The 23,520-nt window shown below is 42.3% G+C and carries 15 protein-coding genes, 2 tRNA genes and 3 rRNA genes; 9 read left to right on the top strand and 11 right to left on the bottom strand.

Translation table 11 applies throughout. The annotated features are described in order from the left end of the window. Positions 1-23 precede the first annotated feature (23 nt). Positions 24-1,112, bottom strand: a complete 1,089-nt coding sequence (locus tag U735_RS0114755) for a M42 family metallopeptidase (protein WP_031444562.1) — start codon at positions 1,110-1,112, stop codon at positions 24-26. 105 nt (positions 1,113-1,217) lie between these two features. Here U735_RS0114755 and U735_RS0114750 point away from each other — a divergent pair, with 105 nt between their 5' ends. The 6 genes from U735_RS0114750 (at position 1,218) to rrf (ending at position 8,023) form a co-directional block, all read left to right on the top strand. Then, positions 1,218-1,904, top strand: coding sequence for a DUF4294 domain-containing protein (locus U735_RS0114750; protein WP_031444561.1), 687 nt, complete (start codon positions 1,218-1,220; stop codon positions 1,902-1,904). Between the two features lie 663 nt (positions 1,905-2,567). Continuing rightward, positions 2,568-4,091, top strand: a 16S ribosomal RNA gene (locus tag U735_RS0114745). 200 nt (positions 4,092-4,291) lie between these two features. Continuing rightward, positions 4,292-4,365: transfer RNA gene (locus U735_RS0114740), tRNA-Ile, on the top strand. Between the two features lie 153 nt (positions 4,366-4,518). Beyond that, positions 4,519-4,592, top strand: a tRNA-Ala gene (locus U735_RS0114735). A 233-nt stretch (positions 4,593-4,825) separates the two neighbouring features. Then, a 23S ribosomal RNA gene (locus U735_RS0114730) occupies positions 4,826-7,666 on the top strand. A 245-nt stretch (positions 7,667-7,911) separates the two neighbouring features. Further along, positions 7,912-8,023: ribosomal RNA gene (gene rrf, locus U735_RS0114725) — 5S ribosomal RNA — on the top strand. Together the 16S, 23S and 5S rRNA genes with 2 tRNA genes alongside form the textbook arrangement of a ribosomal RNA operon. Before the next feature lie 509 nt (positions 8,024-8,532). Here rrf and U735_RS0114720 read toward each other — a convergent pair. From U735_RS0114720 to U735_RS0114675, 10 genes are all read right to left on the bottom strand, one after another. Beyond that, positions 8,533-9,054: a 5' nucleotidase, NT5C type gene (locus U735_RS0114720; RefSeq protein WP_031444560.1), complete on the bottom strand. Its 522-nt coding sequence runs from the start codon at positions 9,052-9,054 to the stop codon at positions 8,533-8,535. 198 nt (positions 9,055-9,252) lie between these two features. Next, positions 9,253-9,489, bottom strand: coding sequence for a DUF6095 family protein (locus U735_RS0114715; RefSeq protein WP_031444559.1), 237 nt, complete (start codon positions 9,487-9,489; stop codon positions 9,253-9,255). A 35-nt stretch (positions 9,490-9,524) separates the two neighbouring features. Then, complete coding sequence (locus tag U735_RS0114710) at positions 9,525-10,358, bottom strand: DUF4249 family protein (protein WP_031444558.1); 834 nt, start codon at positions 10,356-10,358, stop codon at positions 9,525-9,527. Between the two features lie 4 nt (positions 10,359-10,362). After that, a complete protein-coding gene (locus U735_RS0114705; RefSeq protein ID WP_031444557.1) occupies positions 10,363-12,738 on the bottom strand; it encodes a TonB-dependent receptor in 2,376 nt (791 codons plus the stop codon). A 124-nt stretch (positions 12,739-12,862) separates the two neighbouring features. Continuing rightward, positions 12,863-15,082, bottom strand: a complete 2,220-nt coding sequence (locus tag U735_RS0114700; protein WP_031444556.1) for an NADP-dependent isocitrate dehydrogenase — start codon at positions 15,080-15,082, stop codon at positions 12,863-12,865. Between the two features lie 688 nt (positions 15,083-15,770). Further along, complete coding sequence (gene rplS / locus U735_RS0114695; RefSeq protein ID WP_031444555.1) at positions 15,771-16,121, bottom strand: 50S ribosomal protein L19; 351 nt, start codon at positions 16,119-16,121, stop codon at positions 15,771-15,773. 245 nt (positions 16,122-16,366) lie between these two features. Then, positions 16,367-17,044 (bottom strand): tRNA (guanosine(37)-N1)-methyltransferase TrmD, encoded by a 678-nt coding sequence (trmD, locus tag U735_RS0114690; protein WP_031444554.1) that lies wholly within the window; start codon positions 17,042-17,044, stop codon positions 16,367-16,369. Between the two features lie 180 nt (positions 17,045-17,224). Further along, entirely contained in the window at positions 17,225-17,845 is a 621-nt protein-coding gene (locus U735_RS0114685) for a hypothetical protein (RefSeq protein ID WP_031444553.1), read from the bottom strand. 141 nt (positions 17,846-17,986) lie between these two features. Beyond that, positions 17,987-19,435 (bottom strand): glyceraldehyde-3-phosphate dehydrogenase, encoded by a 1,449-nt coding sequence (locus tag U735_RS0114680; protein WP_031444552.1) that lies wholly within the window; start codon positions 19,433-19,435, stop codon positions 17,987-17,989. 117 nt (positions 19,436-19,552) lie between these two features. Next, a complete protein-coding gene (locus tag U735_RS0114675) occupies positions 19,553-20,947 on the bottom strand; it encodes a S1C family serine protease (RefSeq protein ID WP_031444551.1) in 1,395 nt (464 codons plus the stop codon). Between the two features lie 126 nt (positions 20,948-21,073). Between U735_RS0114675 and dapF the strand changes: the two genes are divergently transcribed. The 3 genes from dapF to mltG are packed head-to-tail and all read left to right on the top strand — an operon-like array spanning position 21,074 to position 23,410. Then, a complete protein-coding gene (gene dapF, locus U735_RS0114670) occupies positions 21,074-21,856 on the top strand; it encodes a diaminopimelate epimerase (RefSeq protein ID WP_031444550.1) in 783 nt (260 codons plus the stop codon). Then, positions 21,843-22,367, top strand: a complete 525-nt coding sequence (locus U735_RS0114665) for a GNAT family N-acetyltransferase (protein ID WP_031444549.1) — start codon at positions 21,843-21,845, stop codon at positions 22,365-22,367. The genes dapF and U735_RS0114665 overlap by 14 nt, the downstream gene beginning before the upstream one ends. Then, positions 22,367-23,410 carry an endolytic transglycosylase MltG gene (mltG, locus tag U735_RS0114660; protein ID WP_031444548.1) on the top strand — a complete coding sequence of 348 codons (1,044 nt, stop codon included), beginning with the start codon at positions 22,367-22,369 and terminating at the stop codon, positions 23,408-23,410. The genes U735_RS0114665 and mltG overlap by 1 nt, the downstream gene beginning before the upstream one ends. Positions 23,411-23,520 lie beyond the last annotated feature (110 nt).

Genomic DNA, 23,520 nt, shown 5'->3' with positions numbered 1-23,520 from the left:
CAAGAGGGAGGATTTGATGGGTGTTATTCAAAATAACTAAAAGTTTCGCCTTCTTTTATGTTCAATAGTGTTTCGTAGATCAAACGAATTACATTTTCCACGTCATCTTTATGCACTGTTTCTACAGTAGTGTGCATATACCTTAGGGGCAATGATATCAGAGCCGAGGCTACACCACCATTACTATAGGCAAAGGCATCGGTATCCGTACCGGTATATCTTGAAGCGGCCATTCGCTGAAATGGGATTTTGGAGGCTTCAGCAGTTTCAATGATTCGTTCCCTAAGTTTGTTCTGTACCGCTGGGGCATAGGAGATTACCGGGCCTGCGCCAATTTCAGTATGACCTTGTTTCTTTTTCTCGATCATAGGAGTGGTGGTGTCGTGACATACATCGGTGATAATGGCAACATTGGGCTTTATTCGTTGGGTGATCATTTCCGCTCCTTTAAGTCCAATTTCTTCCTGAACGGAATTGGTGATATAAAGTCCGAACGGAAGTGCCTTTTTATTCTCCTTGAGCAGCCTGGCCACCTCGGCGATCATAAAACCGCCCACTCTGTTGTCAATAGCGCGACAAACAAATTTGTCTTTGTTCAGAATTTGGAAGGTATCCGGATAGGTAATGACACATCCTACGTGTACCCCAATTTTCTCCACTTCGGCCTTGTCCTTGGCGCCTATGTCTATAAAAATGTTGTCCAGTTTAGGGGATTCTTCCTTAGAGCTGTCCCTAGTGTGTATGGCCGGCCATCCAAAGACTCCTTTTACGATTCCATTTTTAGTGTGGATGTCTACCCATTTTGAAGGTGCAATCTGGTGATCGCTTCCTCCGTTGCGGATCACATAGATCAAACCGTTATCGGTAATGTAATTTACATACCAGGATATTTCATCGGAATGCCCTTCAATGACCACTTTGTATTTTGCGTCAGGATTTATAACCCCTACTGCGGTACCATAGGTGTCGGTGATAAAAGTATCCACATAGGGTTTTATGTAATCCATCCATAATTTCTGGCCTTCCCACTCATATCCGGTGGGGGAAGGGTTATTTAAATACTTTTCTAAAAAATCCATGGATTTTTTGTTAAGAATCTTTTTAGCGCTCATTTACGTATATTTTGAATGCAAACTTAACAATATTCACTTTTAATTAATAATATCATTCTTTCTTTATCGTTAATTTTGGCAAGGCTTTTGTATTTTATGGTGGCAATGGGAAAAAGATTATTAGTAATACTTTTTGGTGTAGTTGGATTTATGGGCTTTGGGCAGGTTGCAGAAGAAACTTTGGATTCCTTGGCTCAGCAATATATAATAATGGAGGGAGACTCTGTCCTTCAGAGTTCCATTGCTCTAAATGAGGTTTATGTATTTGGTAGACTTAAATTCTCCTCCTATAATGATAAGTTAAGGTATTATATTCTAAGGAGAAAAACCATGAAGGTGTATCCCTATGCCAAATTGGCTGCCGAGAGGTTGGTAGAACTTAATGATAGTTTGGAACACATAAAAAAGAATTCCCATAAAAGGAGGTTTACGCGCAAGGTTCAAAAATTCATTGAAGACGAATTCTCCGAGGAACTAAAGAAACTGACGCGTACGGAAGGTCAGATTTTGGTGAAGTTGATCTATAGGCAAACCGGGATCACGGCTTTCGATTTGGTGAAAGAGTTACGGAGTGGCTGGCGTGCCTTTTGGTACAATACTACTGCCAAAATGTTCAGCATAAGTATTAAGGAAGAATTCCATCCGGATCTGGTTCACGAGGATTACCTTATAGAGGATATTCTGCAACGGGCCTTCGCTGATTTCAGTTTGGAAAGACAGCCTTCTGTTTTGGAATATGATTACGCCACCCTTACCAATATTTGGAAAGATCAGAACAGGTCCAAGGAATAAGATTGGCTATCCCTTATTTTAAAAGTAAATACAAGTTTGTAGGACTATTGTTTGGGCGTTCCCTCCTTTTGTCGGGCCGTGTGCTGTGCTGTATCCCTTGCTTTGCTACGGGGATGCCGCTGCGCCCCTGCCTACCTGCGGGCAGGCCTATCGCGGGGTGGCGTCAATTTTAACGTTCCGATATTTTGCCGTTATGGGAAAAAGCATTAAATTGATTTCCCTTTTTCGGGGAAATTTCCGTGCGCAAGATGCTTGTTGACAGGGTGTTGTGCGGGGGCCTTTAAAAAAGGCAAAAAAAGTTTGTAAAAATCCTTGTGGATTTAAAAAAGGGTGGTAGATTTGCACCCCGCTAACGAAGCAATTCGGGAATTGGCGGAAAGGGTGTTCGGAGCACTGCGTTCATATAGGTTCTGTATCCGATATCGTCCGGCAAAAGGAAAAAATAATTTTTTTTCAAAAAAGCTTGGCGGATAAAAAAAAGGCTGTACATTTGCAGCCGCTTTGGGAAACAGGGCGAACGAGAATAGAGAAACAAGTTCATTGATATATTGTAAAGACAGCGTGCCGCCTTCTTGGAAACGGGGAGGCGGCACAGAAAAAGAAATCGAAATAACGGGCCGGGAAAAATGCCTTTATGGGTTGATCGAAGTTATATAAGAATCAACGATGAAGAGTTTGATCCTGGCTCAGGATGAACGCTAGCGGCAGGCCTAACACATGCAAGTCGAGGGGCAGCGGGGATAAGCTTGCTTATCCGCCGGCGACCGGCGCACGGGTGCGCAACGCGTATAGAATCTGCCCTGTACTGGGGAATAGCCCAGAGAAATTTGGATTAATGCCCCATGGTATGTATTAGCGGCATCGCTTGTACATTAAAGGCTACGGTACAGGATGACTATGCGTCCCATTAGTTAGTTGGTAAGGTAACGGCTTACCAAGGCAGCGATGGGTAGGGGCCCTGAGAGGGGGATCCCCCACACTGGTACTGAGACACGGACCAGACTCCTACGGGAGGCAGCAGTGAGGAATATTGGACAATGGGCGGGAGCCTGATCCAGCCATGCCGCGTGCAGGAAGACGGTCCTATGGATTGTAAACTGCTTTTGTACGGGAAGAACAAGGGGCACGTGTGCCCCTCTGACGGTACCGTAAGAATAAGGATCGGCTAACTCCGTGCCAGCAGCCGCGGTAATACGGAGGATCCGAGCGTTATCCGGAATCATTGGGTTTAAAGGGTCCGTAGGCGGGCCATTAAGTCAGGGGTGAAAGTCTGCGGCTCAACCGTAGAATTGCCCTTGATACTGGTGGTCTTGAGTTATGGTGAAGTAACTAGAATATGTAGTGTAGCGGTGAAATGCATAGATATTACATAGAATACCGATTGCGAAGGCAGGTTACTAACCATATACTGACGCTGATGGACGAAAGCGTGGGGAGCGAACAGGATTAGATACCCTGGTAGTCCACGCCGTAAACGATGGATACTAGCTGTCCGGATGCAAATCTGGGCGGCCAAGCGAAAGTGATAAGTATCCCACCTGGGGAGTACGTCCGCAAGGATGAAACTCAAAGGAATTGACGGGGGCCCGCACAAGCGGTGGAGCATGTGGTTTAATTCGATGATACGCGAGGAACCTTACCAGGGCTTAAATGTGGTCTGACAGCTTTAGAGATAGAGCCTCCTTCGGGCAGATCACAAGGTGCTGCATGGTTGTCGTCAGCTCGTGCCGTGAGGTGTCAGGTTAAGTCCTATAACGAGCGCAACCCCTGCCGTTAGTTGCCAGCATGTAAAGATGGGGACTCTAACGGGACTGCCGGTGCAAACCGCGAGGAAGGTGGGGATGACGTCAAATCATCACGGCCCTTACGTCCTGGGCCACACACGTGCTACAATGGCCGGTACAGAGAGCAGCCACTGGGCAACCAGGAGCGAATCTATAAAACCGGTCACAGTTCGGATCGGGGTCTGCAACTCGACCCCGTGAAGCTGGAATCGCTAGTAATCGGATATCAGCCATGATCCGGTGAATACGTTCCCGGGCCTTGTACACACCGCCCGTCAAGCCATGGAAGCCGGGAGTGCCTGAAGTCCGTCACCGCAAGGAGCGGCCTAGGGCAAGATCGGTAACTAGGGCTAAGTCGTAACAAGGTAGCCGTACCGGAAGGTGCGGCTGGAACACCTCCTTTCTAGAGAATTTGCCCATGTCGGCTTTTTCAAGGGCCCGTTTTTTCGATTTCTGTTTTTACAACATAAAAAACTATAGTGAGTCTCATAGCTCAGCTGGTTACCCGCCCGCGCCGAAAGGCACGTTCGGACGGGGAGCGCGGCGCCCTTATAAGGAATTATCGGGGCGGTTGTCCACAGAAAGGCTATTAGGGATTTGAACAGTCTCATAGCTCAGCTGGTTAGAGCGCTACACTGATAATGTAGAGGTCGGCAGTTCGAGTCTGCCTGAGACTACGATGCAGCGATGCTGCAAGTTCAAGGTTTTAAGTTTAAAAGTTTAAAGTTTTGAAACGTTCATTAAGATTGAAGTATTGGAAATTCTAGGGGTTGGGTAACCGTTGTAAGTATTTGTTGACTGGTAACTGTTGACTGATCACTTAAGAAAACGGGGGATTAGCTCAGCTGGCTAGAGCGCCTGCCTTGCACGCAGGAGGTCATCGGTTCGACTCCGATATTCTCCACAAAACAGTAAACAGAAATCGGTTTACAGTAAGCAGTTTTGTACTGCTGTCTGGATACCGTTACTGCGGACTGATAAACGTTCATTGACATATTGGGACAGGGTGCGCAAAAGATTCAGGTCTTTGCGTACGCTGAAAAAGAAACACGAAAGTAAAGTAAAGTACAAGAATACGAGAGAGGGCCCTTAGGACGCTGCCGCGGAATATGGGCCCGCGAATAACATAAAGGTCTGGCGACAAGCTGGATAAGGGCGTATGGGGAATGCCTAGGCTCTCAGAGGCGAAGAAGGACGCGATAAGCTGCGAAAAGCTGCGGGGATCGGCACATACGATATGATCCGCAGGTATCCGAATGGGGCAACCCACCATATTGAAGGTATGGTATCCCGTAAGGGAGGCAAACCCGGTGAACTGAAACATCTAAGTAGCCGGAGGAGGAGAAAACAAAAGTGATTCCGTGAGTAGTGGCGAGCGAAAGCGGATTAGTCCAAACCATAACTGTTTCGGCATTTGTGGGGTTGTAGGACCACGATATTGGATGCGCGATGAACTGGAACCCTTTGGAAAGAGGGGCCGTAGACGGTGATAGCCCGGTACAGGCAAAGGACGTTATCCATAGTGGTATCCTGAGTAGCGCGGGGCACGTGAAACCCTGTGTGAATCCGGCGGGACCATCCGCCAAGACTAAATACTCCTGAGAGACCGATAGTGAACCAGTACCGTGAGGGAAAGGTGAAAAGAACCCTGAACAAGGGAGTGAAAAAGATCCTGAAACCATACGCCTACAAGCGGTCGGAGTCCCGCCTCGGCGGGATGACGGCGTGCCTTTTGCATAATGAGCCTACGAGTTACTTTTACTGGCAAGGTTAAGCACTTCAGGTGCGGATCCGTAGCGAAAGCGAGTCTGAACAGGGCGCCATAGTCAGTAGTAGTAGACGCGAAACCGTGTGATCTACCCATGGGCAGGTTGAAGCTGTGGTAACACACAGTGGAGGACCGAACCCGTTGACGTTGAAAAGTCTTGGGATGACCTGTGGGTAGGGGTGAAAGGCCAATCAAACTCGGAAATAGCTCGTACTCCCCGAAATGCATTTAGGTGCAGCGTGTACATAGTTTTATAGAGGTAGAGCTACTGATTGGATGCGGGGGCTTCACCGCCTACCAATTCCTGACAAACTCCGAATGCTATGAAATGATTGTGCGCAGTGAGGGCATGGGTGCTAAGGTCCATGTCCGAGAGGGAAAGAACCCAGATCACCAGCTAAGGTCCCAAAGTATATGCTAAGTTGATATAACGCGGTGGAACTGCACTGACAGCCAGGATGTTGGCTTGGAAGCAGCCATTCATTTAAAGAGTGCGTAACAGCTCACTGGTCGAGCGGTTCCGCATGGATAATAATCGGGCATAAGCATATCACCGAAGCTGTGACTTCTGTACTCGGTACAGAGGGGTAGGGGAGCATTGTAGTGCCGCTGAAGGCGATCTGTAAGGGTTGCTGGAGGAGCTACAAACGAAAATGTAGGCATAAGTAACGATAATGCGGGCGAGAAACCCGCACGCCGAAAGACCAAGGTTTCCCCAGCTATGCTAATCAGCTGGGGGTCAGTCGGGACCTAACACGAACCCGAAAGGGGCAGTGGATGGACAACAGATTAATATTTCTGTACCTGCTCACATTAAAAGTGACGGGGATGTGGCGTTGGTGCGTACTGACGGAATAGTACGTTGAAGGGAGCGGTGACGCCCCGATAGTACACTGAGGCTCCGGCCAAGGTGATAATCCAGCTTAACATCCTCCGAGAAAACCAAGTGAAGCAGCCCGTACCGCAAACCGACACAGGTGGTTGGGATGAGTATTCTAAGGCGCTCGAGAGATTCATGGCTAAGGAACTAGGCAAAATAGACCCGTAACTTCGGGAGAAGGGTCGCCACGCTTCTAGCGTGGCCGCAGTGAAGAGGTCCAGGCGACTGTTTATCAAAAACACAGGGCTCTGCAAAATCGAGAGATGAAGTATAGGGCCTGACACCTGCCCGGTGCTGGAAGGTTAAGAGGAGATGTCATTCGCAAGGAGAAGCATTGAATTGAAGCCCCAGTAAACGGCGGCCGTAACTATAACGGTCCTAAGGTAGCGAAATTCCTTGTCGGGTAAGTTCCGACCTGCACGAATGGTGCAACGATCTGGACACTGTCTCGGCCATGAGCTCGGTGAAATTGTAGTATCGGTGAAGATGCCGGTTACCCGCAGTGGGACGAAAAGACCCCGTGCACCTTTACTATAGCTTCGTATTGACCTTGGGCAACCAATGTGTAGGATAGCTGGGAGACTTTGAAGCTGCATCGCCAGGTGTGGTGGAGTCATTGTTGAAATACCAGCCTTTGTTTGTCCGGGGCCTAACTCCCTAATGGGAGGACAGTGCGTGGTGGGTAGTTTGACTGGGGTGGTCGCCTCCAAAAGAGTAACGGAGGCTTCTAAAGGTGCCCTCAATACGGTTGGCAATCGTGTGCAGAGTGCAATGGCACAAGGGCGCTTGACTGAGAGACATACAGGTCGACCAGGTACGAAAGTAGAGCATAGTGATCCGGTGGTTCCGCATGGAAGGGCCATCGCTCAAAGGATAAAAGGTACGCCGGGGATAACAGGCTGATCTCCCCCAAGAGCTCATATCGACGGGGGGGTTTGGCACCTCGATGTCGGCTCGTCACATCCTGGGGCTGGAGAAGGTCCCAAGGGTTGGGCTGTTCGCCCATTAAAGTGGCACGCGAGCTGGGTTCAGAACGTCGTGAGACAGTTCGGTCTCTATCTACTGCGGGCGTTAGAAATTTGAGTGGACCTGACCCTAGTACGAGAGGACCGGGTTGGACCGACCGCTGGTGCACCAGTTGTCCCGCCAGGGGCATTGCTGGGTAGCTATGTCGGGATGGGATAAGCGCTGAAAGCATATAAGCGCGAAACCCGCCACAAGATGAGATTTCTTTAAAGGGCCGTGGGAGATGACCACGTCGATAGGCCATAGGTGGAAGGGCAGCAATGTCCGTAGCCGAGTGGTACTAATTGCCCGTTGGCTTGCGCAAACGCCGTCCCGCGGGAAACCGCGGGGCGCAACAAACCTTTTTTTAACAACACGTCTCTTGTAGATTACCTTACATAAGTGCGACCGAAAAGGCCGCCCTGTCCCATTATTATGTCATGCTTCGGCTACGCTCAGCACCCGCTGTAGGGTACCGGACATTAAAGTATAGAAGTTTTTAGGTGGCCCGCCCTGCAATGCAGTTCGGGCAGACCATGGCCCAAGGGTTATGGAAAAACACTGACAGTTTTAGGTGGCCATGGCGACGGGGCCCACCCCTTACCATTCCGAACAGGGAAGTTAAGCCCGTCTGCGCCGATGGTACTGCTACACCAAGTGGGAGAGTAGGCCGCCGCCTTTTTTTGAAGTCCCTTCATCTTACGATGGGGGGATTTTTTTTTGCAATATATCCAAATAGGCACGCCGATGGCGTGATTGGTTCCTGCAGCCGTTCCTGCTTCGCCAAGCTTGCAGTATCGGGCAGTCACTAATAGGCCGCCGCCTTTTTTTGAAAGCACTTACCGTTTTACGGTAGGTGCTTTTTTTTGCCCTAAACCCAGCATGGGCACGCCCCTGCAAGGGAAGAGAGCTCAAAGTCGGGAGACTTTGCGCAGCAGCGTACAAGACCACGAGTCTTTGCGCAGTAGGCCCTTCGCAACAGGCCAATTGTTATATTGGTACATTGAACAATTGCTACATTTCCGTATTAATGGAATTTCCACATTTTCAAATCATCAAATTGTCTCATCTTCAAATTATCCAAATGATACATTGCTACATTGAACAATTATTACATTGCAGCTACATCTTCAAATTAAACAATTGATACATTGACCAATTTCTATATTGAACAATTGGTACATTAAGAACTTACAACAATAAATTACCAACTTCCAACCAATTGTCGGCACGTTCATATCCCGTGGTGTGTATATTGTGAGGTGAGGTGAACAATATTTTCCTTCCCTGGAAATGCTCCAGGTTGTAGCTGCGATCATCGATCAAAATATCGCCATAGAGAATATGCTTACTGCCACAGAGAATTCTATTTCTCCAATGTATAAAAGGAAAATGCTCGTCCAACCAATCGCTTTTCTCCCGCAATGAATTTGGATATTCCATAGCCGCCGAGGCTACATAAAGATCGTATTTCCGGGATAGTTCCTTCAATACTTTTTGACTATCCTTAATAGGTTCAAGAGTGCGAAAGAAGCCCTCTGTCCTAGCATGGTTCCTTACACTAGGTTGCCGCTCCTCGGGAACAGATTGCCAAACCTCGCGACCCATGCAGTCCATTTCCGTAAGGTTTTCGTTAAATTCAGCATTGTACAGTGTTATATGTGCATTATATGCATCGGCAAACACCTCGTCCATATCTACAAATAAGGTCATTGAATTAAATTTTAAATACGAAAATAACTATTTTTCCAATCAAGACCAGCTCAATCGCCTCCTAACATAATTTGATAACTTAAAGATGAAGTTGAATTTTTTTTCTAGGGAAAAGTATGTTTATTTTTATTCAATGCAAAATATTGGGATCTAACTTCATTGGGCCGACTTCGACCTAAAGATAACCTGGACTAAAATTTAATCTTGTTTGTTGGCCTTGTTGAACAAGGCATCCATAATCAACTTAATACTGTAAAAGCCCATGGCAATGGCCGCAATGGCCAATATAAGGCCAATTATCAAGACCGGCCAGTATAGTGGGTGGCTTTCATTTTTAAAGGCCTGATATATTACAATAGGCGCCGTAAACATTAGGGCAATGGTATATGCAATATATTTTAGGCCTTTTAACAATAGGGCTTTATTAGTTCTCATAGGTGTAATCTTGGGGATGGTATTAATATTATAGATTATTTTTTTATCAAAAGGGTATCTGAAAATGCCTGACATACGGCGAAATAACCCAGAGCAAAACTGTCATGATCAATACTATCATTATTAGTGGAACCAGTAACATTAACAATATTTCCCCTAACCGTAGTGGCAGGAGTGCTAAAGGGTCCGGTATCCTCTCCACTTTGTTGGATCAATTGGTTCATATAATTAAAAAGATCCTGATCTATACCTAAAATACTAATGGTTACCAATCTGTCATCTTCCAATTTACTATCGTAAAAAAATGAAAACTGGAATCGCTTTCCCTGATAAAATTCATCTTCGCTCACCAGATACTCCCCAAAATCAAAATCGAACAAATAATAATCATCCCGTTCCCCGTTATCCGTGAAGGTAAGAATTACTTCCGTTTCATCATCTCCAAACAAAGTCGTAGTTCCCTGTTCCAAGGAGTCCAAGGGAACGGTAGGCACAAATTTGGTTTTGGCCAAATAGGTTTGGCCACTATATTCAATATTGAGTTCCAACTCTCCTTGGGTCAATTCCTGCAAATCCCATTCATTTTCATAAATACCGGTATCCGGAATGGATTCTTCCAAATTTAAAATAGCCCCTGATTCCGTATTTGTGATGGTAATTTCCTGTAGTTGGGCCGGCGGTACCTCTTCAAAGAATGAACTTGTTAGACTGGCCCGTATTTGAACCAATACCGATGGGCTGTCCATATCCTCCAACCTGATCAAGGCATCGATAACCAATCTAGGTTCTTCTGTAGGAAGGTCTACTTCAATTACATCCTGACACCCAAAGGTTATAAAGCACGAGATTAAAATTATAATTTTCTTCATTTCTTTAGAATTTGATGTTATAGGTCGCGGCTGGTACCAAGCCAAAAATAGAGGTTCGGACCGCTTCATTTACTCCTGTATCCCCATTTCGGCTGAAACCGATGGAGGCAGCATTTCTTCTGTTGTATAGGTTATATATGCTAAATACCCATTCTGCCTTTAGTTTTCTGCCCTTATTTTTTCGGGGGGTAAGTGTGGCCGAAAAATCAATTCTGTGATAGGCTGGCAGGCGCTGTTTGTTTCTAAGGCCATAATAAGGTACTGCTAAATTTTGAAATTCGAATTGACCAATGGGATAATTGGTAGGTTGCCCTGTCTGGAACACAAAATTGCTGTTAAAGCTCCACTTTTCATTTAATTCATAATTTACATAGAGAGAAACGTCGTGCGTCTTATCATAGGGTGTATTGTACCAACTACCAGAATTAATACCTGTTTCCGAAGCATTTCTTCCTGGGGTCCTCTGTTCCGATTTGGACAGGGTATAGGCCAGCCAACCTTCAAATCTATCCCGGTTTTTTCTCAAGAGCAGTTCAAATCCGTAAGCCCTGGCTTCTCCATTTAGAATTACCTGCTCTATGGCATCATTGGCAATTAAATTGGCCCCGTCTATATAATCTATTCTATTTTGGATATCCTTATAAAAAACTTCGGTTTCCAAGGAATAATCTCCATCCTTTAAATTTTTAAAATATCCCAATGCATACTGATCCAATAGTTGTGGTTTTACAAAGGGACCACTTGGGGTCCAAACGTCTAGCGGAGTAGGGGAGCTTGTATTTGAAAGTAGGTGGAGATATTGTGACAACCTGGTGTAGCTTGCCTTTATGGAATTATTAGGGTCAAGTGAATAGGCCAAGGCAATACGAGGCTCTAAATTTGTATAGGTTGCGAGTTGTTCGCTGCGTTTAGGGTTTATAACGTCTATTGGGTCCGCCTCCTTGTATATCTGTAGATCGGGATCAAAACTTACCGGATGGTCATTTTCGTATACATTTAATTCATCTTGTCCCAAACGTATGAAATTACTTAGGCGTAACCCATATTGTAAACTTAATTTTTCCGTTATGTTTTGTTCAATATCCACATAAACCGCGAATTCATTGGCGTATTTTTGGATCAACTGATTTTCAATTATTCCCGATTCCGAATCACTGGGTTCTATCTTGCCAGGGTTAAAGCGATAATATATGTTGTTGATGCCATAGTTAACCTGAAAATTATTGCTCAAATAATGCTTAAAATCGTATTTCAGATTAAAGTTTTGAATTCCGGAATTCCATTTAAAGCCTACGAAATCCAATTTTAAACCATAATAGTAGTCAGAATATATCAAAGATAAATTGGAGAATAATTTATCCGAAAACAAATGGTTCCATCGGAAATTAAGAACCGCATTGCCGTAAGTGTTTACAAAGCTTTCACTTATGGAAAAAACATCCCTTCCAAAATAACCAGAGATAAAAATGTTATTGCTTTCATTTAATTTAAAGTTTAACTTGGTATTTAGATCATAGAAATAGGCTGTATTGTCTATGTCGAAAAGCGGTAGGAACAAATGTGCATAGGACGCCCTGCCACCAATTAGGAAAGCAGCTTTGTCCTTTATGATGGGGCCCTCTGCCAAAAGCCTGCTGGCAACGGCACCAATACCACCATTAACCTTAAATTCTTTGCTATTTCCTTCTTTTTGAAAAATTTCCAGAACAGAGGAGACCCTGCCTCCGTAACGGGAGGGTATACCACCCTTGAATAATTTTACGTCCTTTATGGCATCTGGGTTAAAAACAGAGAAAAACCCAAAAAGATGGGAGGAATTAAAAATGGTAGCTTCATCCAGGAGAATAAGGTTTTGGTCTACAGCACCTCCCCGTACATTGAATCCTGATGCCCCTTCGCCAGCGTTGCTAACTCCAGGTAAAAGGAGTATGGATTTAATAATATCTGCCTCCCCTAGAATTACCGGTATTTTTTTTATGGTTTCCACAGATAGGGAGTTAACGCTCATCTGAGGTTTTCGGATATTTAATCTTTCAATGTCTTCCGTAACCACTACCTCCTCCAATTGTTCTGCATCTTCAAGCAATTGAAAGTTTATTTTTTGATCGAAGGACAAATCAATAGTTTGTATAATATCTTGGTACCCCAAGGAGCTTATTTGAAGCTCATAGATCCCCTTAGGCAGCGTAATGGAATAGAATCCGTATTCATTGGTAACAACACCTGTACTTAATGATGGCACGGCAACTGTTACACCTATGAGAGTCTCGTTACTTGCTATTTCGGTTATTGTACCGCTCAGGGTAAACCGTTCCTGAGAAAATAGACTTATGGAAAATAGTATCAGTAAATAAAAAGGCAAACATGTAATTTTTCCCATTTATAGCATTTTTTACTTAAATGTATCGATATTTTCCTTGAGGAAAAAAAAGTTTGCAATCTCTTAAAGTAAAAAGACCTTTTCATAAGTTGAAAAGGTCTTTTTAAATATGGAAAAAATTCGTTTATATAGATTCCAAAATGGTATTGAAAGTAGTGCTTGGTCTCATGGCTTTACTTATCAGATTTGCGTCTGGCAAATAATAACCTCCAATATTGATCGGGGCACCTTGAGCATCGTTCAACTGCTTCAGAATTTCATCCTTGCTTTTGGAAAGCTTTTCGGCAATTGGTGTGAAAACGGTTTTAAGTTCCTGATCCTTATTTTGTTCGGCCAAAGCGTTGGCCCAATACAGTGCCAGGTAAAAATGGCTTCCTCTATTGTCCAGCTCGCCAACTTTTCTAGATGGAGAATTGTCGTTTTCCAAAAATTGTTCGGTAGCCTTGTCCAAAGCATCGGCTAGGACTATAGCTTGACTATTGTTATTCTTTTCACCAAAAAACTCCAAAGATACTCCAAGGGCCAAGAATTCACCCAATGAGTCCCATCTTAAGTGGCCTTCGGATAAAAACTGTTCTACGTGTTTGGGGGCTGAACCACCAGCACCGGTTTCAAAAAGTCCGCCACCGTTCATTAGGGGTACAATGGATAACATTTTTGCACTGGTCCCAACTTCCAAAATAGGGAAAAGATCCGTTAAATAATCTCTAAGTACGTTACCGGATACGGATATGGTATCCTTTCCTTCTTTAAGTCTTTGCAGGGTAAATACCGTAGCTTTTTCTGGAGACATTATCCTAATGTCCAATCCAGAAGTATCATGGTCGGCCAAATAGGTATTTACTTTTTTGATCAATTCCATATCATGCGCCCTTTTCTCATCCAGCCAAAAAATGGCGGGGATATCGGTAGCCCTAGCTCTGGTTACGGCAAGTTTAACCCAGTCTTGGATAGGTGCATCCTTTGCCTGGCACATTCTCCAAATATCCCCTTCCTCTACATTGTGCTCAATTAGAACATTGCCAGAATTGGTATCCACTACGGAAACCTTACCATTGGCTTTAATTTCGAACGTTTTGTCATGGGATCCGTATTCCTCTGCTTTTTGGGCCATTAATCCTATATTGGGTACTGTCCCCATGGTTGTTGGGTCAAAGGCACCATGTTTTTTACAGAAGTTGATAGTCTCGGTATAAATTCCGGCATAGCTACTATCTGGGATTACGGCCTTGGTATCCTGGGCTTTTCCATTGGCATCCCACATTTTGCCTGAATTACGAATCATGGCCGGCATGGAGGCATCAATAATGATATCACTTGGTACATGTAAGTTGGTAATCCCCTTGTCGGAATTTACCATGGCCAAGGCAGGACCTTGATTCATGGTGTTCTCGATATCGGATTCTATTTGTTTTCTTTCGGCATCGGGAAGACTCTTTATTTTTTTAAGTAAAATTTCAAGGCCATCATTGGCATTGAAATCAATTTTCTTAAATGTAGCGCTGTGCTTTTTAAAAACATCGGCAAAGAATACCTTAACTACATGACCAAAAATAACCGGGTCGGAAACTTTCATCATGGTCGCTTTTAAGTGTACGGAAAACAAAACACCCTTCTCTTTTGCGTCTTGGACCTGCTCTTGTAAGAATTTGATTAGTGCATTTTTGCTCAGTACAGTAGCATCTATTATTTCTCCTTCCTGAAGTTTAATATTTTCCTTAAGTACAGTCTTGGTTCCATCTGTTTGTGTGAGTTCTATTTTCACAGCGGTAGGTGACTTTATGGTAATAGATTTTTCGTTGGCCTTAAAATCGCCCTGCGTCATTGTAGCCACATGCGTTTTGGAATCTGCGCTCCAGGCACCCATTGAATGAGGATGCTTCTTGGCATAATTCTTAACCGCCCTTGGAGCTCTACGATCCGAGTTGCCTTCCCGTAAAACCGGATTCACGGCGCTACCCTTTATTTTGTCATACCTGGATTTAACATCTTTCTCAACATCATTTTTAGGGTTGTCCGGATAGTTCGGAATATTATACCCCTTGCTCTGCAATTCTGCAATGGCTTCGTTTAATTGAGGAGCAGATGCACTTACATTAGGAAGCTTAATGATATTGGTCTCGGGCATTTTGGCCAAATTTCCCAATTCTACCAAATCGTCAGAAATCTGCTGTTCCTTTTCTAAATAATCCGGAAATACAGCAATAATTCTACCTGCCAGGGAAATATCCTTAAGTTGGACATCTATTCCGGCTGTTTTTGTAAATGCCTTAATAATTGGTAGAAATGATTGTGTTGCTAATGCAGGGGCTTCGTCTGTTTTGGTATATAAAATTTTTGGCATTATAATTTAAGTTTTTAAGTTTAAGCGGAGCAAATATACAATTTTAAAAATGCCAAATAAACAGGGAGGGAGTATAAAATTGACTAAATGTGCACTAGGAAAGTAGGGGAGGTAAAATTCTATAAATTGAAGGTGATATTATTGCAAAAATAAAAGCCATATCATTGTATAACTACCTTGATATGGCTTTCTAGAAATAGTTTACAAACTTGTTGTTCTGTTTTTTTAACAAAACGGCAACCATTGATTGCATTTGCGTCGCTATTTCAACGTTTGAAACATTTTATCCTCAATCATACAACCAAGTGATAAAGATGTTTCTCCTCAATGTTTAAATATTTGGTATTCTTAATGCACAACCTAGATGTTGCATTAACAATATCACAATATTCACATATCTACCAACCTACATAAGCAAGTCAATAGCTAGTATGCAATCTATAATGTAAAACACTATAGAAGGACAAATAACAATGAGATAAAGAACGTAAACTTTATGTGACATTCATTAATCCGTGTAACGAATTACCAGCCACAATTTAAAAATAGGAAATTTTTATTTAATAAACAAGTTTTGTAACAATTTTATTATCAACATATTATGAACTTTTGTTTTTAACAAATGTTTATAAATGAAAAAGCATCCTTAGGACGGTAAGGATGCTTTTTTATAAATTCGAAAAGCGTATTAAGAGCGAACCTCTTTAATTCTAGCTTTTTTACCGGTAAGACCTCTGAAGTAGAAAATACGTGATCTTCTAACCTTACCTTTTTTATTGACTTCTATCTTTTGTAAAGCAGGCATATTTATTGGAAAAATACGCTCTACACCTACAGTACCTGACATTTTACGGATTGTAAATGTTTCCGTAGCTCCAGTTCCTCTTCTTTGAATAACAACACCCTTAAAAAACTGTGTTCTTGTTTTTTCACCTTCCTTAATTTCATAGTACACAGTAATAGTGTCCCCAGCTGAAAAGTTTGGAAAATCTTTTTTAGGAATAAATTCGTTTTCTACAAATTTTAATAACTCTTCCATCGTTTTAAATTATTATTTACTTAAACCAACTTTCACGATTATCGTCAGAGGTTGATTTAATGGAGTGCAAAATTAATCTAATATTTATAACTTACAAGCGATTAGGCGTTTTTTATCATTAATATCCTTCAAAAAAAATCATCCTAATTCAAGCTTTGCCTTTATTTGAAATGTTTGGGAATTCAGCACATGGAAGTAACATTAAAACTTTCCCATAGATGGATCCAAAAAAAATTACACCAAGCCTAGTCGTTAAGCAGGTCCGGACGAAGCGCCTCGGTTCTTTTATAAGCCTCATCTTCCCGCCAGGTTTCTATCTCTGGAAAATTTCCGCTCAACAGAATATCAGGTACCTTATGGCCTTTGTATTCTGCTGGCCTGGTATATACGGGAGGGGCAAGCAAGTTGTCCTGAAAGGTGTCCGTAAGCGCAGAGGTTTCGTTGTTCAATACTCCCGGGATTAATCTAATCACGGTATCGCATAAGACGGCAGCTCCCAATTCTCCCCCGGACAGGACATAATCGCCTATAGATATTTCCTTGGTAACAAATAGGTCCCGGACGCGTTGGTCCACTCCTTTGTAGTGGCCACATAGAATAATTACATTATTAAGTAAGGATAGGCCATTGGCCATTTTTTGATTCAAAGTCTTTCCGTCAGGGGTCATATAAATGACTTCGTCATACTCTCGTTGACTTTTTAGGGTTGAAATGCACTTGTCTATAGGCTCTATCATCAGGACCATTCCTGCACCGCCCCCAAACTGATAATCATCCACCTGATTGTAACTTTTGTCCGTGTAATCCCTTAGGTTATGTAAGTGGACTTCCACAATCCCTTTATCTATAGCTCGTTTTAAAATGGAAGCTTCAAAGGGACTTTTGAGTATGTCGGGCACTACGGTAATTATATCTATTCGCATGGGTAAAATCAATGACGATTAATGTTTTTTTCAGGGCGGGCTCAAAAGTAGTAAAAATAGACGCAATCCTTTGTGCTATTTTATTTTTGCCAAACACAATTAACCCAAGAAGTAAAAAAAGCCCCTAAAAAGGAGCTTCTTAAATAGTATTCGCAAAAAATCCAATAGTTTTTCTTAATATTATTTGGATTTTTTATGCTTGTTGATCTCGTCCTGGAGCTGTCTACTAATTTTTTGTTCCCTTTCCAATGCCCTTCTTCTATGGTCCTCATACTCGGTTTCCACTTCCGCAAGCGTAGATTTGGCTTCCTGGGTAAGAATATTGCTATTTCTGAATTTATAGATAAAAAATAATAAAAACAGCAAAAGTACCGCTATTATGGTCCAGAGAATAAAATTGTAGGTGCTTTTGGCCACCAGAATACCTAGGAAAGACATGCTATCCTTCTCTTCGGTCACTTCGGAAAGGTTATTGGTAGTCTCTTCCAGTTTTTTGTTAAGCGATTCAATTGTTTCCACATGTCCTGCAATGGTGCCATTGAGCTCATTCACCTTTTTGTTGAATGCATTAATGGAATCCAACACATTTTGTCTCAGTTTTCCCAAGTTAAACTCCTTTACCACTTCGTATCTTACCCCATCGGCCCTGTAATTCCCTGATTTTTGGGAGATATACTCGAACTGTGAACTAATAGGGCCTTGGTCCAAGGAAAGTTTATCGTCTTCCTCGGATTCCTGTGCAAAGTGTAGGTTAAATGACAATAGAGCCATTACGATAAAGAGTAATTTCGAAATTTTCATTTATGTAATTCTTATTGTTAATAATGATTTAGAGAGGGCTAAAATACTTTAATAATCCCAATTATTAAAAAAAGGACATCAAGTGACTTAACTAAATAGAATAACCCACAATTTTCTATATTATTATATATTGATTAAATTTTAATAATAGGTGTATCTGCGAACCTTTGCAATGTATTTGGCAAGGCGGATTACTTGATGGGAATATCCAAATTCATTATCATACCAAATATATAGTACAAGATTCTTCCCATCGTCCGATACTATGGTTGCAGTACTGTCATAAATTGCAGGCGCAGAAGTTCCAACAATGTCCGTTGATACCAATTCATTGCTCAAGGAATACTTTATCTGTTCTACCAAATCGCCTTCCAGGGCATATTTCTTAATAATGGTGTTCAGGGCCGCTTTTGAGGTTTTGTTGTTGATCTCCAAATTCAATATTGCTAAGGAGCCATTGGGTACCGGTACCCTAATGGCGTTGGAGGTCAACTTGCCTATTAATTGCGGTAGGGCTTTGGCCACTGCTTTTCCGGCCCCCGTTTCCGTTATGACCATATTTAGGGCTGCGGCCCTGCCACGCCTATATTTTCCGTGCATATTATCTACCAAATTTTGATCATTGGTATAGGCGTGAATGGTTTCTATATGTCCTTTTTTTATTCCCAAAGAATCATCTACCACTTTCAGGATAGGAGTTATGGCGTTGGTAGTGCAAGAAGCAGCAGAAAATATCTTTATGGTGTCCGGATCAAATTCCATATGATTTACGCCATGAACTATATTGGGGATCTCTTTGCCTGGCGCTGTCAGTAGCACCTGGCTGCTGCCTACGGACCTTAGGTGCCTACTTAAGGCTTCTTTGTCCCGGAAGGCCCCTGTGTTGTCTATTATCAACGCGTTGGCGATCCCGAATTGGGTATAGTCAATGTCCTCCGGATTATCTGCCTCGATAATATGCACGGTGGTACCATTAATGTACATGGCTTTGTTCTTAAAGTCGATATCCACTGTTCCCATAAATTGCCCGTGAACGGAATCTGTCCGCAATAAATTGGCTCTCTTTTCCAAAATTTCCGGTGTTATGGTGCCTCGGGTAACTATTGCCCTTAATCTCAACTGATTTCCTTTGCCGGTTTTTGCCATTAATTCCCGGGCCAATAATCTGCCAATTCGTCCAAAACCATATAACACCACGTCTTTGGGGGTTATCTCGTTCCTGGAATTGGCACTTTTTAGCTTATCCAAAACAAAGGCCTTTACATTGTTGTAATTATTGTCATCGGAATGATATTCATAGGTAAGTTTACCTATGTCCAATTTTGAAGGAGGTAATTGTATATCGTTTATTGTTCGCAATATTTCGACCGAATCAAAAATTGATATCGGTTTTTGAACAAATTCACATGCATACTCATGTAGGTTTATAATGTCACTAACGTTCTTATCTATCACCTGATTTTTGAAAAGAACAATTTCTATGAATTTGTCATACCATAAATCACTTGCAATTTTAATGAACTCGGTGGTAGCCTTTCTTCTGTCGGCCTGAAAAGCCAATTCCTTTTCATAAAGTTTAATAGCGCTCATAGGTTGATCTTGATTTGTTGGATTTAGGGCAAAATTATATATTTCAAACGTTTTCGTAAAAGAATATAGCACAAAAAAAAGCGCTACGAAGGTAGCGCTTTTTTCATGTTTTGTTTTTTATTGAATTATCAGTCGTTCTTTTTCTCCTTTTTTATTCAACATGGTAATACTTGCCCTGTCGTATCTAGAAATTCGGCCAAACTTGGTTTTCGCATCCTGAATATTGTTGATTTCTTCATCTCCAAAGGATAATAAAACTTTACCTTCAAATCCGTAATTTCTATAGGTTTCGGGCACTCCTATAATTTTAACCCCTTTCTTGGTTTTAAAGGCCTTCTTCTCATCTTCGGTCAAGTTTTTAACCTCAAAGCCCAGAACAGGAATAATGATCGTTTGCCGTTCCTTAAGCATTACTGGTACTTCCATCCGCTCATCACCACGTAAAACGGTTACCAAAAGCTCGTCTCCAGGTCTTTTGGAAGATATATAGCCTATAAGATCTGCGAATTTGTGAATCTCAACATTGTCTATATTTTTTATAATGTCCCCTTCTTTCAATTCTGCGTCAAAAGCACCTGAATCCTCCTCAACGCCCGCTATATAAACCCCATCAATTTCATTTATTCCGTTTTCAACAGCATATGGACTGTTCATGGGAACCGTGTTGATACCTAAAATCCCTTTCTGAACATTGCCATATTCCATAATGTCCTCCACTACTTTTTTCGCAATATTGCTGGGCACTGCAAAGGAATATCCTACATAGGAACCTGTTTGTGATGTAATGGCAGTATTGATACCAATAAGGTCGCCATTGGTGTTTACCAAAGCTCCACCACTGTTTCCAGGGTTTACGGCTGCATCTGTCTGAATGAACGACTGATCCAAACTGGCCAAGGCCCTGGCTTTGGCACTAACTATCCCGGCTGTAACCGTGGAGGTTAGATTAAAAGGGTTTCCTACGGCCAAGACCCATTCTCCCACCTTGGTGTTGTCCGAGTCCCCAAAAGCCAGATAAGGCAGTTGCCTGTCGACATCTATTTTTATCAGGGCAATATCAGAATTAGGGTCGGTACCGATCAATTCGGCATCGTAGGTTTTATTATTATTTAGAGTAACCTGCAGTTGATCGGCATTGGAGATTACATGGTTATTGGTAACAATATAGCCATCCTGTGAGATGATTACCCCGGAACCAGTACCGACTTGAGGGGTCTGACTGCCGCTATAACCGTAGAAATATTCCATGATGCTGGATGGACCCTTGCTCACGGTAACATTTTTAACGTGTACAACGGCATTAACGGTGTTCTGGGCAGCCATAGTAAAATCTACTTCATTGATGCCCGCACCCTTTGCGGAAGTAGGGGTGAAACTGGATGAAATCATCTTTGCTCCACTGTCCTCCTGTATTACTGCATAATTTGGTTTCTCTAAAAAAAGTTTGTAAGCACCTAGTGTAATAGCACCTGCAAAAACAGAGACCAATAATAAACTTCCAAATTTCTTCATAAAAACATTTTTTTAATTTGCTAAAGTAAAATTAACACAATTCTATAGCAATTATTTGGCTTTAACGAGTTTTTAACTGATAAATAAACCTTAATAAAATTATATCTTTGCTTTATAAATTACAATATGCAACTGAATTTCTTTAAATACCAAGGAACTGGAAATGACTTTGTCATGATCGATAACCGCAAAGAGTTTTTTCCAAAGGAAAATGTTGGCTTGGTCTCTTTTTTATGTGATAGAAGATTTGGCATTGGTGCCGATGGACTCATTTTACTGGAAAATGACGAGGACACTGATTTTAAAATGGTCTATTATAATTCTGATGGCAGACAGGGTACTATGTGCGGTAATGGAGGCAGGTGTATTGTGGCCTTTGCCCATTATTTGGGGGTTGTGGACCAAAATACATCATTTATGGCGGTAGACGGACTTCATAATGCGATTATTGCAAATGGTATTGTTAGTTTGGAGATGCAGAATGTAAAGGAAATAAAGGAAAAGTCCAATTCATTATTTCTCAATACAGGTTCCCCGCACCATGTTCAGTTGGTAGACGGACTTAAGGATTTTGATGTCCGCAAGGAAGGTGCAAAGCTTCGTTATGGTTTGTACGGTGAACAAGGAAGCAATATCAACTTTGTAGATCAGGCCACGGAGGATACCTTTAATGTAAGGACCTATGAGCGGGGAGTGGAAGATGAGACCTTTTCCTGTGGAACCGGGGTAACTGCCGTTGCGTTGGCCATGCATCATTCCGGGAAGACCAATAAGGATTCCGTAAAGATCATTACCCCTGGGGGCAATCTACAGGTGAAATTTAAAAGCAATGCAAATGGATACGATAATATATGGTTGACAGGTCCGGCACAACTCGTTTTTAAAGGGGAGATAAATGTTGAGTCTTAAAGGGGAACAGATTTACCTAAGGGCCTTGGAGCCCAAAGATTTGGATTTCCTATATGATTTGGAGAACAATCCCGAGATATGGGAAATAAGCGGCACCACTGCACCCTATTCCAAACACGTGTTACAACTTTACCTGGAAAATGCCCATAAAGATATATATGAGGTAAAACAATTGCGATTGTGTATTTGCAATTTGGAAGGCACTGTAATGGGTTTAATTGATTTATTTGATTTTGACCCCAAGAATTTGAGAGTGGGAATGGGTATTATTGTTAGCCGGAAGGGGGATAGAAACAAAGGGGTTGGTGCTGAAGCCATAGAGATATTAACCAATTATGCCTTTTTGGTATTGGGAATGAGACAGGTTTATGTGAATGTAATGGAGGAAAACGCTCCTAGCATACATTTGTTTTCAAAACTGGGGTTTGAGAAAGTTGGAGTTAAAAAAGATTGGATTTACTCCAATGGAGTTTATAAAAATGAAATCTTGTTTCAAAAGATAAATAGCTAATGTATATAAAGAGAATTTTATTGGTTATCGTCATTGCCGGAATGTTGGTGGGAGGTGCATTCGCCTTTATGGTTTATAGGGCCTTCTTTGTGCCCAATACGCAATTTGGCAATGAAGTTGCCTATGTATTTATACCTTCAAATTCGGACTTCCAAGAAGTTAAGTCTATTATGGAACCCCTTTTGAAGGATCTGAAAACTTTTGAATCCGCAGCGGATAAAAAAGGCTACAGCACCAATATAAAAGCAGGAAAATATGCCATAAAAAAGGGGATGAGCAATAACGATATTGTCAACTCGCTGAGAAGTGGCAATATTCCCGTAAAAGTTGCTTTTAACAACCAGGAGAATCTGGCGGATCTGGCGGGTAGGATATCGCTTCAGATCGAGGCGGATAGTACAGCTTTATTGAGTGCCTTTGGGGAGCTGGATTTTCTAAAAGCAAATGGGTTTAATGATAAAACGGCACTTTCCATGTATATTCCAAACAGCTATGAGTTTTTCTGGAATACTTCTGCGGAGGGATTTAGGGAAAGGATGTTGAAGGAATACAAAAGGTTTTGGAACGAAGAACGTATAGCCAAATCGAAATCCCTGGGACTAAACTCCTCACAGGTCATTACCTTGGCATCCATTGTACATAAAGAGACGGCAAAAGTAGATGAGCGGCCTAGGGTGGCAGGTGTATATCTAAACCGATTGGCTACGGGGATGTTGCTACAGGCCGATCCAACAGTGATTTATGCCATTAAATTGCATACGGGGAATTTTGATACCATTATAAAAAGAGTGTTGTATAAAGATCTGGAACTGGATTCGCCCTATAATACCTATAAATACGGAGGTTTGCCTCCAGGACCAATTGCCATGCCCGATATTTCGGCCATAGATGCTGTTTTAAATCCGGAAAAACATGACTATTATTATTTTGTGGCGAATGTGGAAGATTTTGGTTATCACAAGTTTGCAAAGACATTGACGCAGCATAACCGAAATAAGGAGCAGTATGTCCGGTGGATAAACAGTCAAAAGATAAACCGCTGAACCACTGATCCTTATTTCTGTGTTATTTATCCAATAATCATAACATTTTATACAAAGTTGCGTTAAAATAGGTCTGTTTTTAAAAATCGGGCATATCTTTGTAAAGTGAA

It is taken from the genome of Arenibacter algicola, assembly GCF_000733925.1.
Lineage (GTDB): Bacteria > Bacteroidota > Bacteroidia > Flavobacteriales > Flavobacteriaceae > Arenibacter > Arenibacter algicola.
This window is presented reverse-complemented; position numbering and strand designations above follow the sequence as displayed.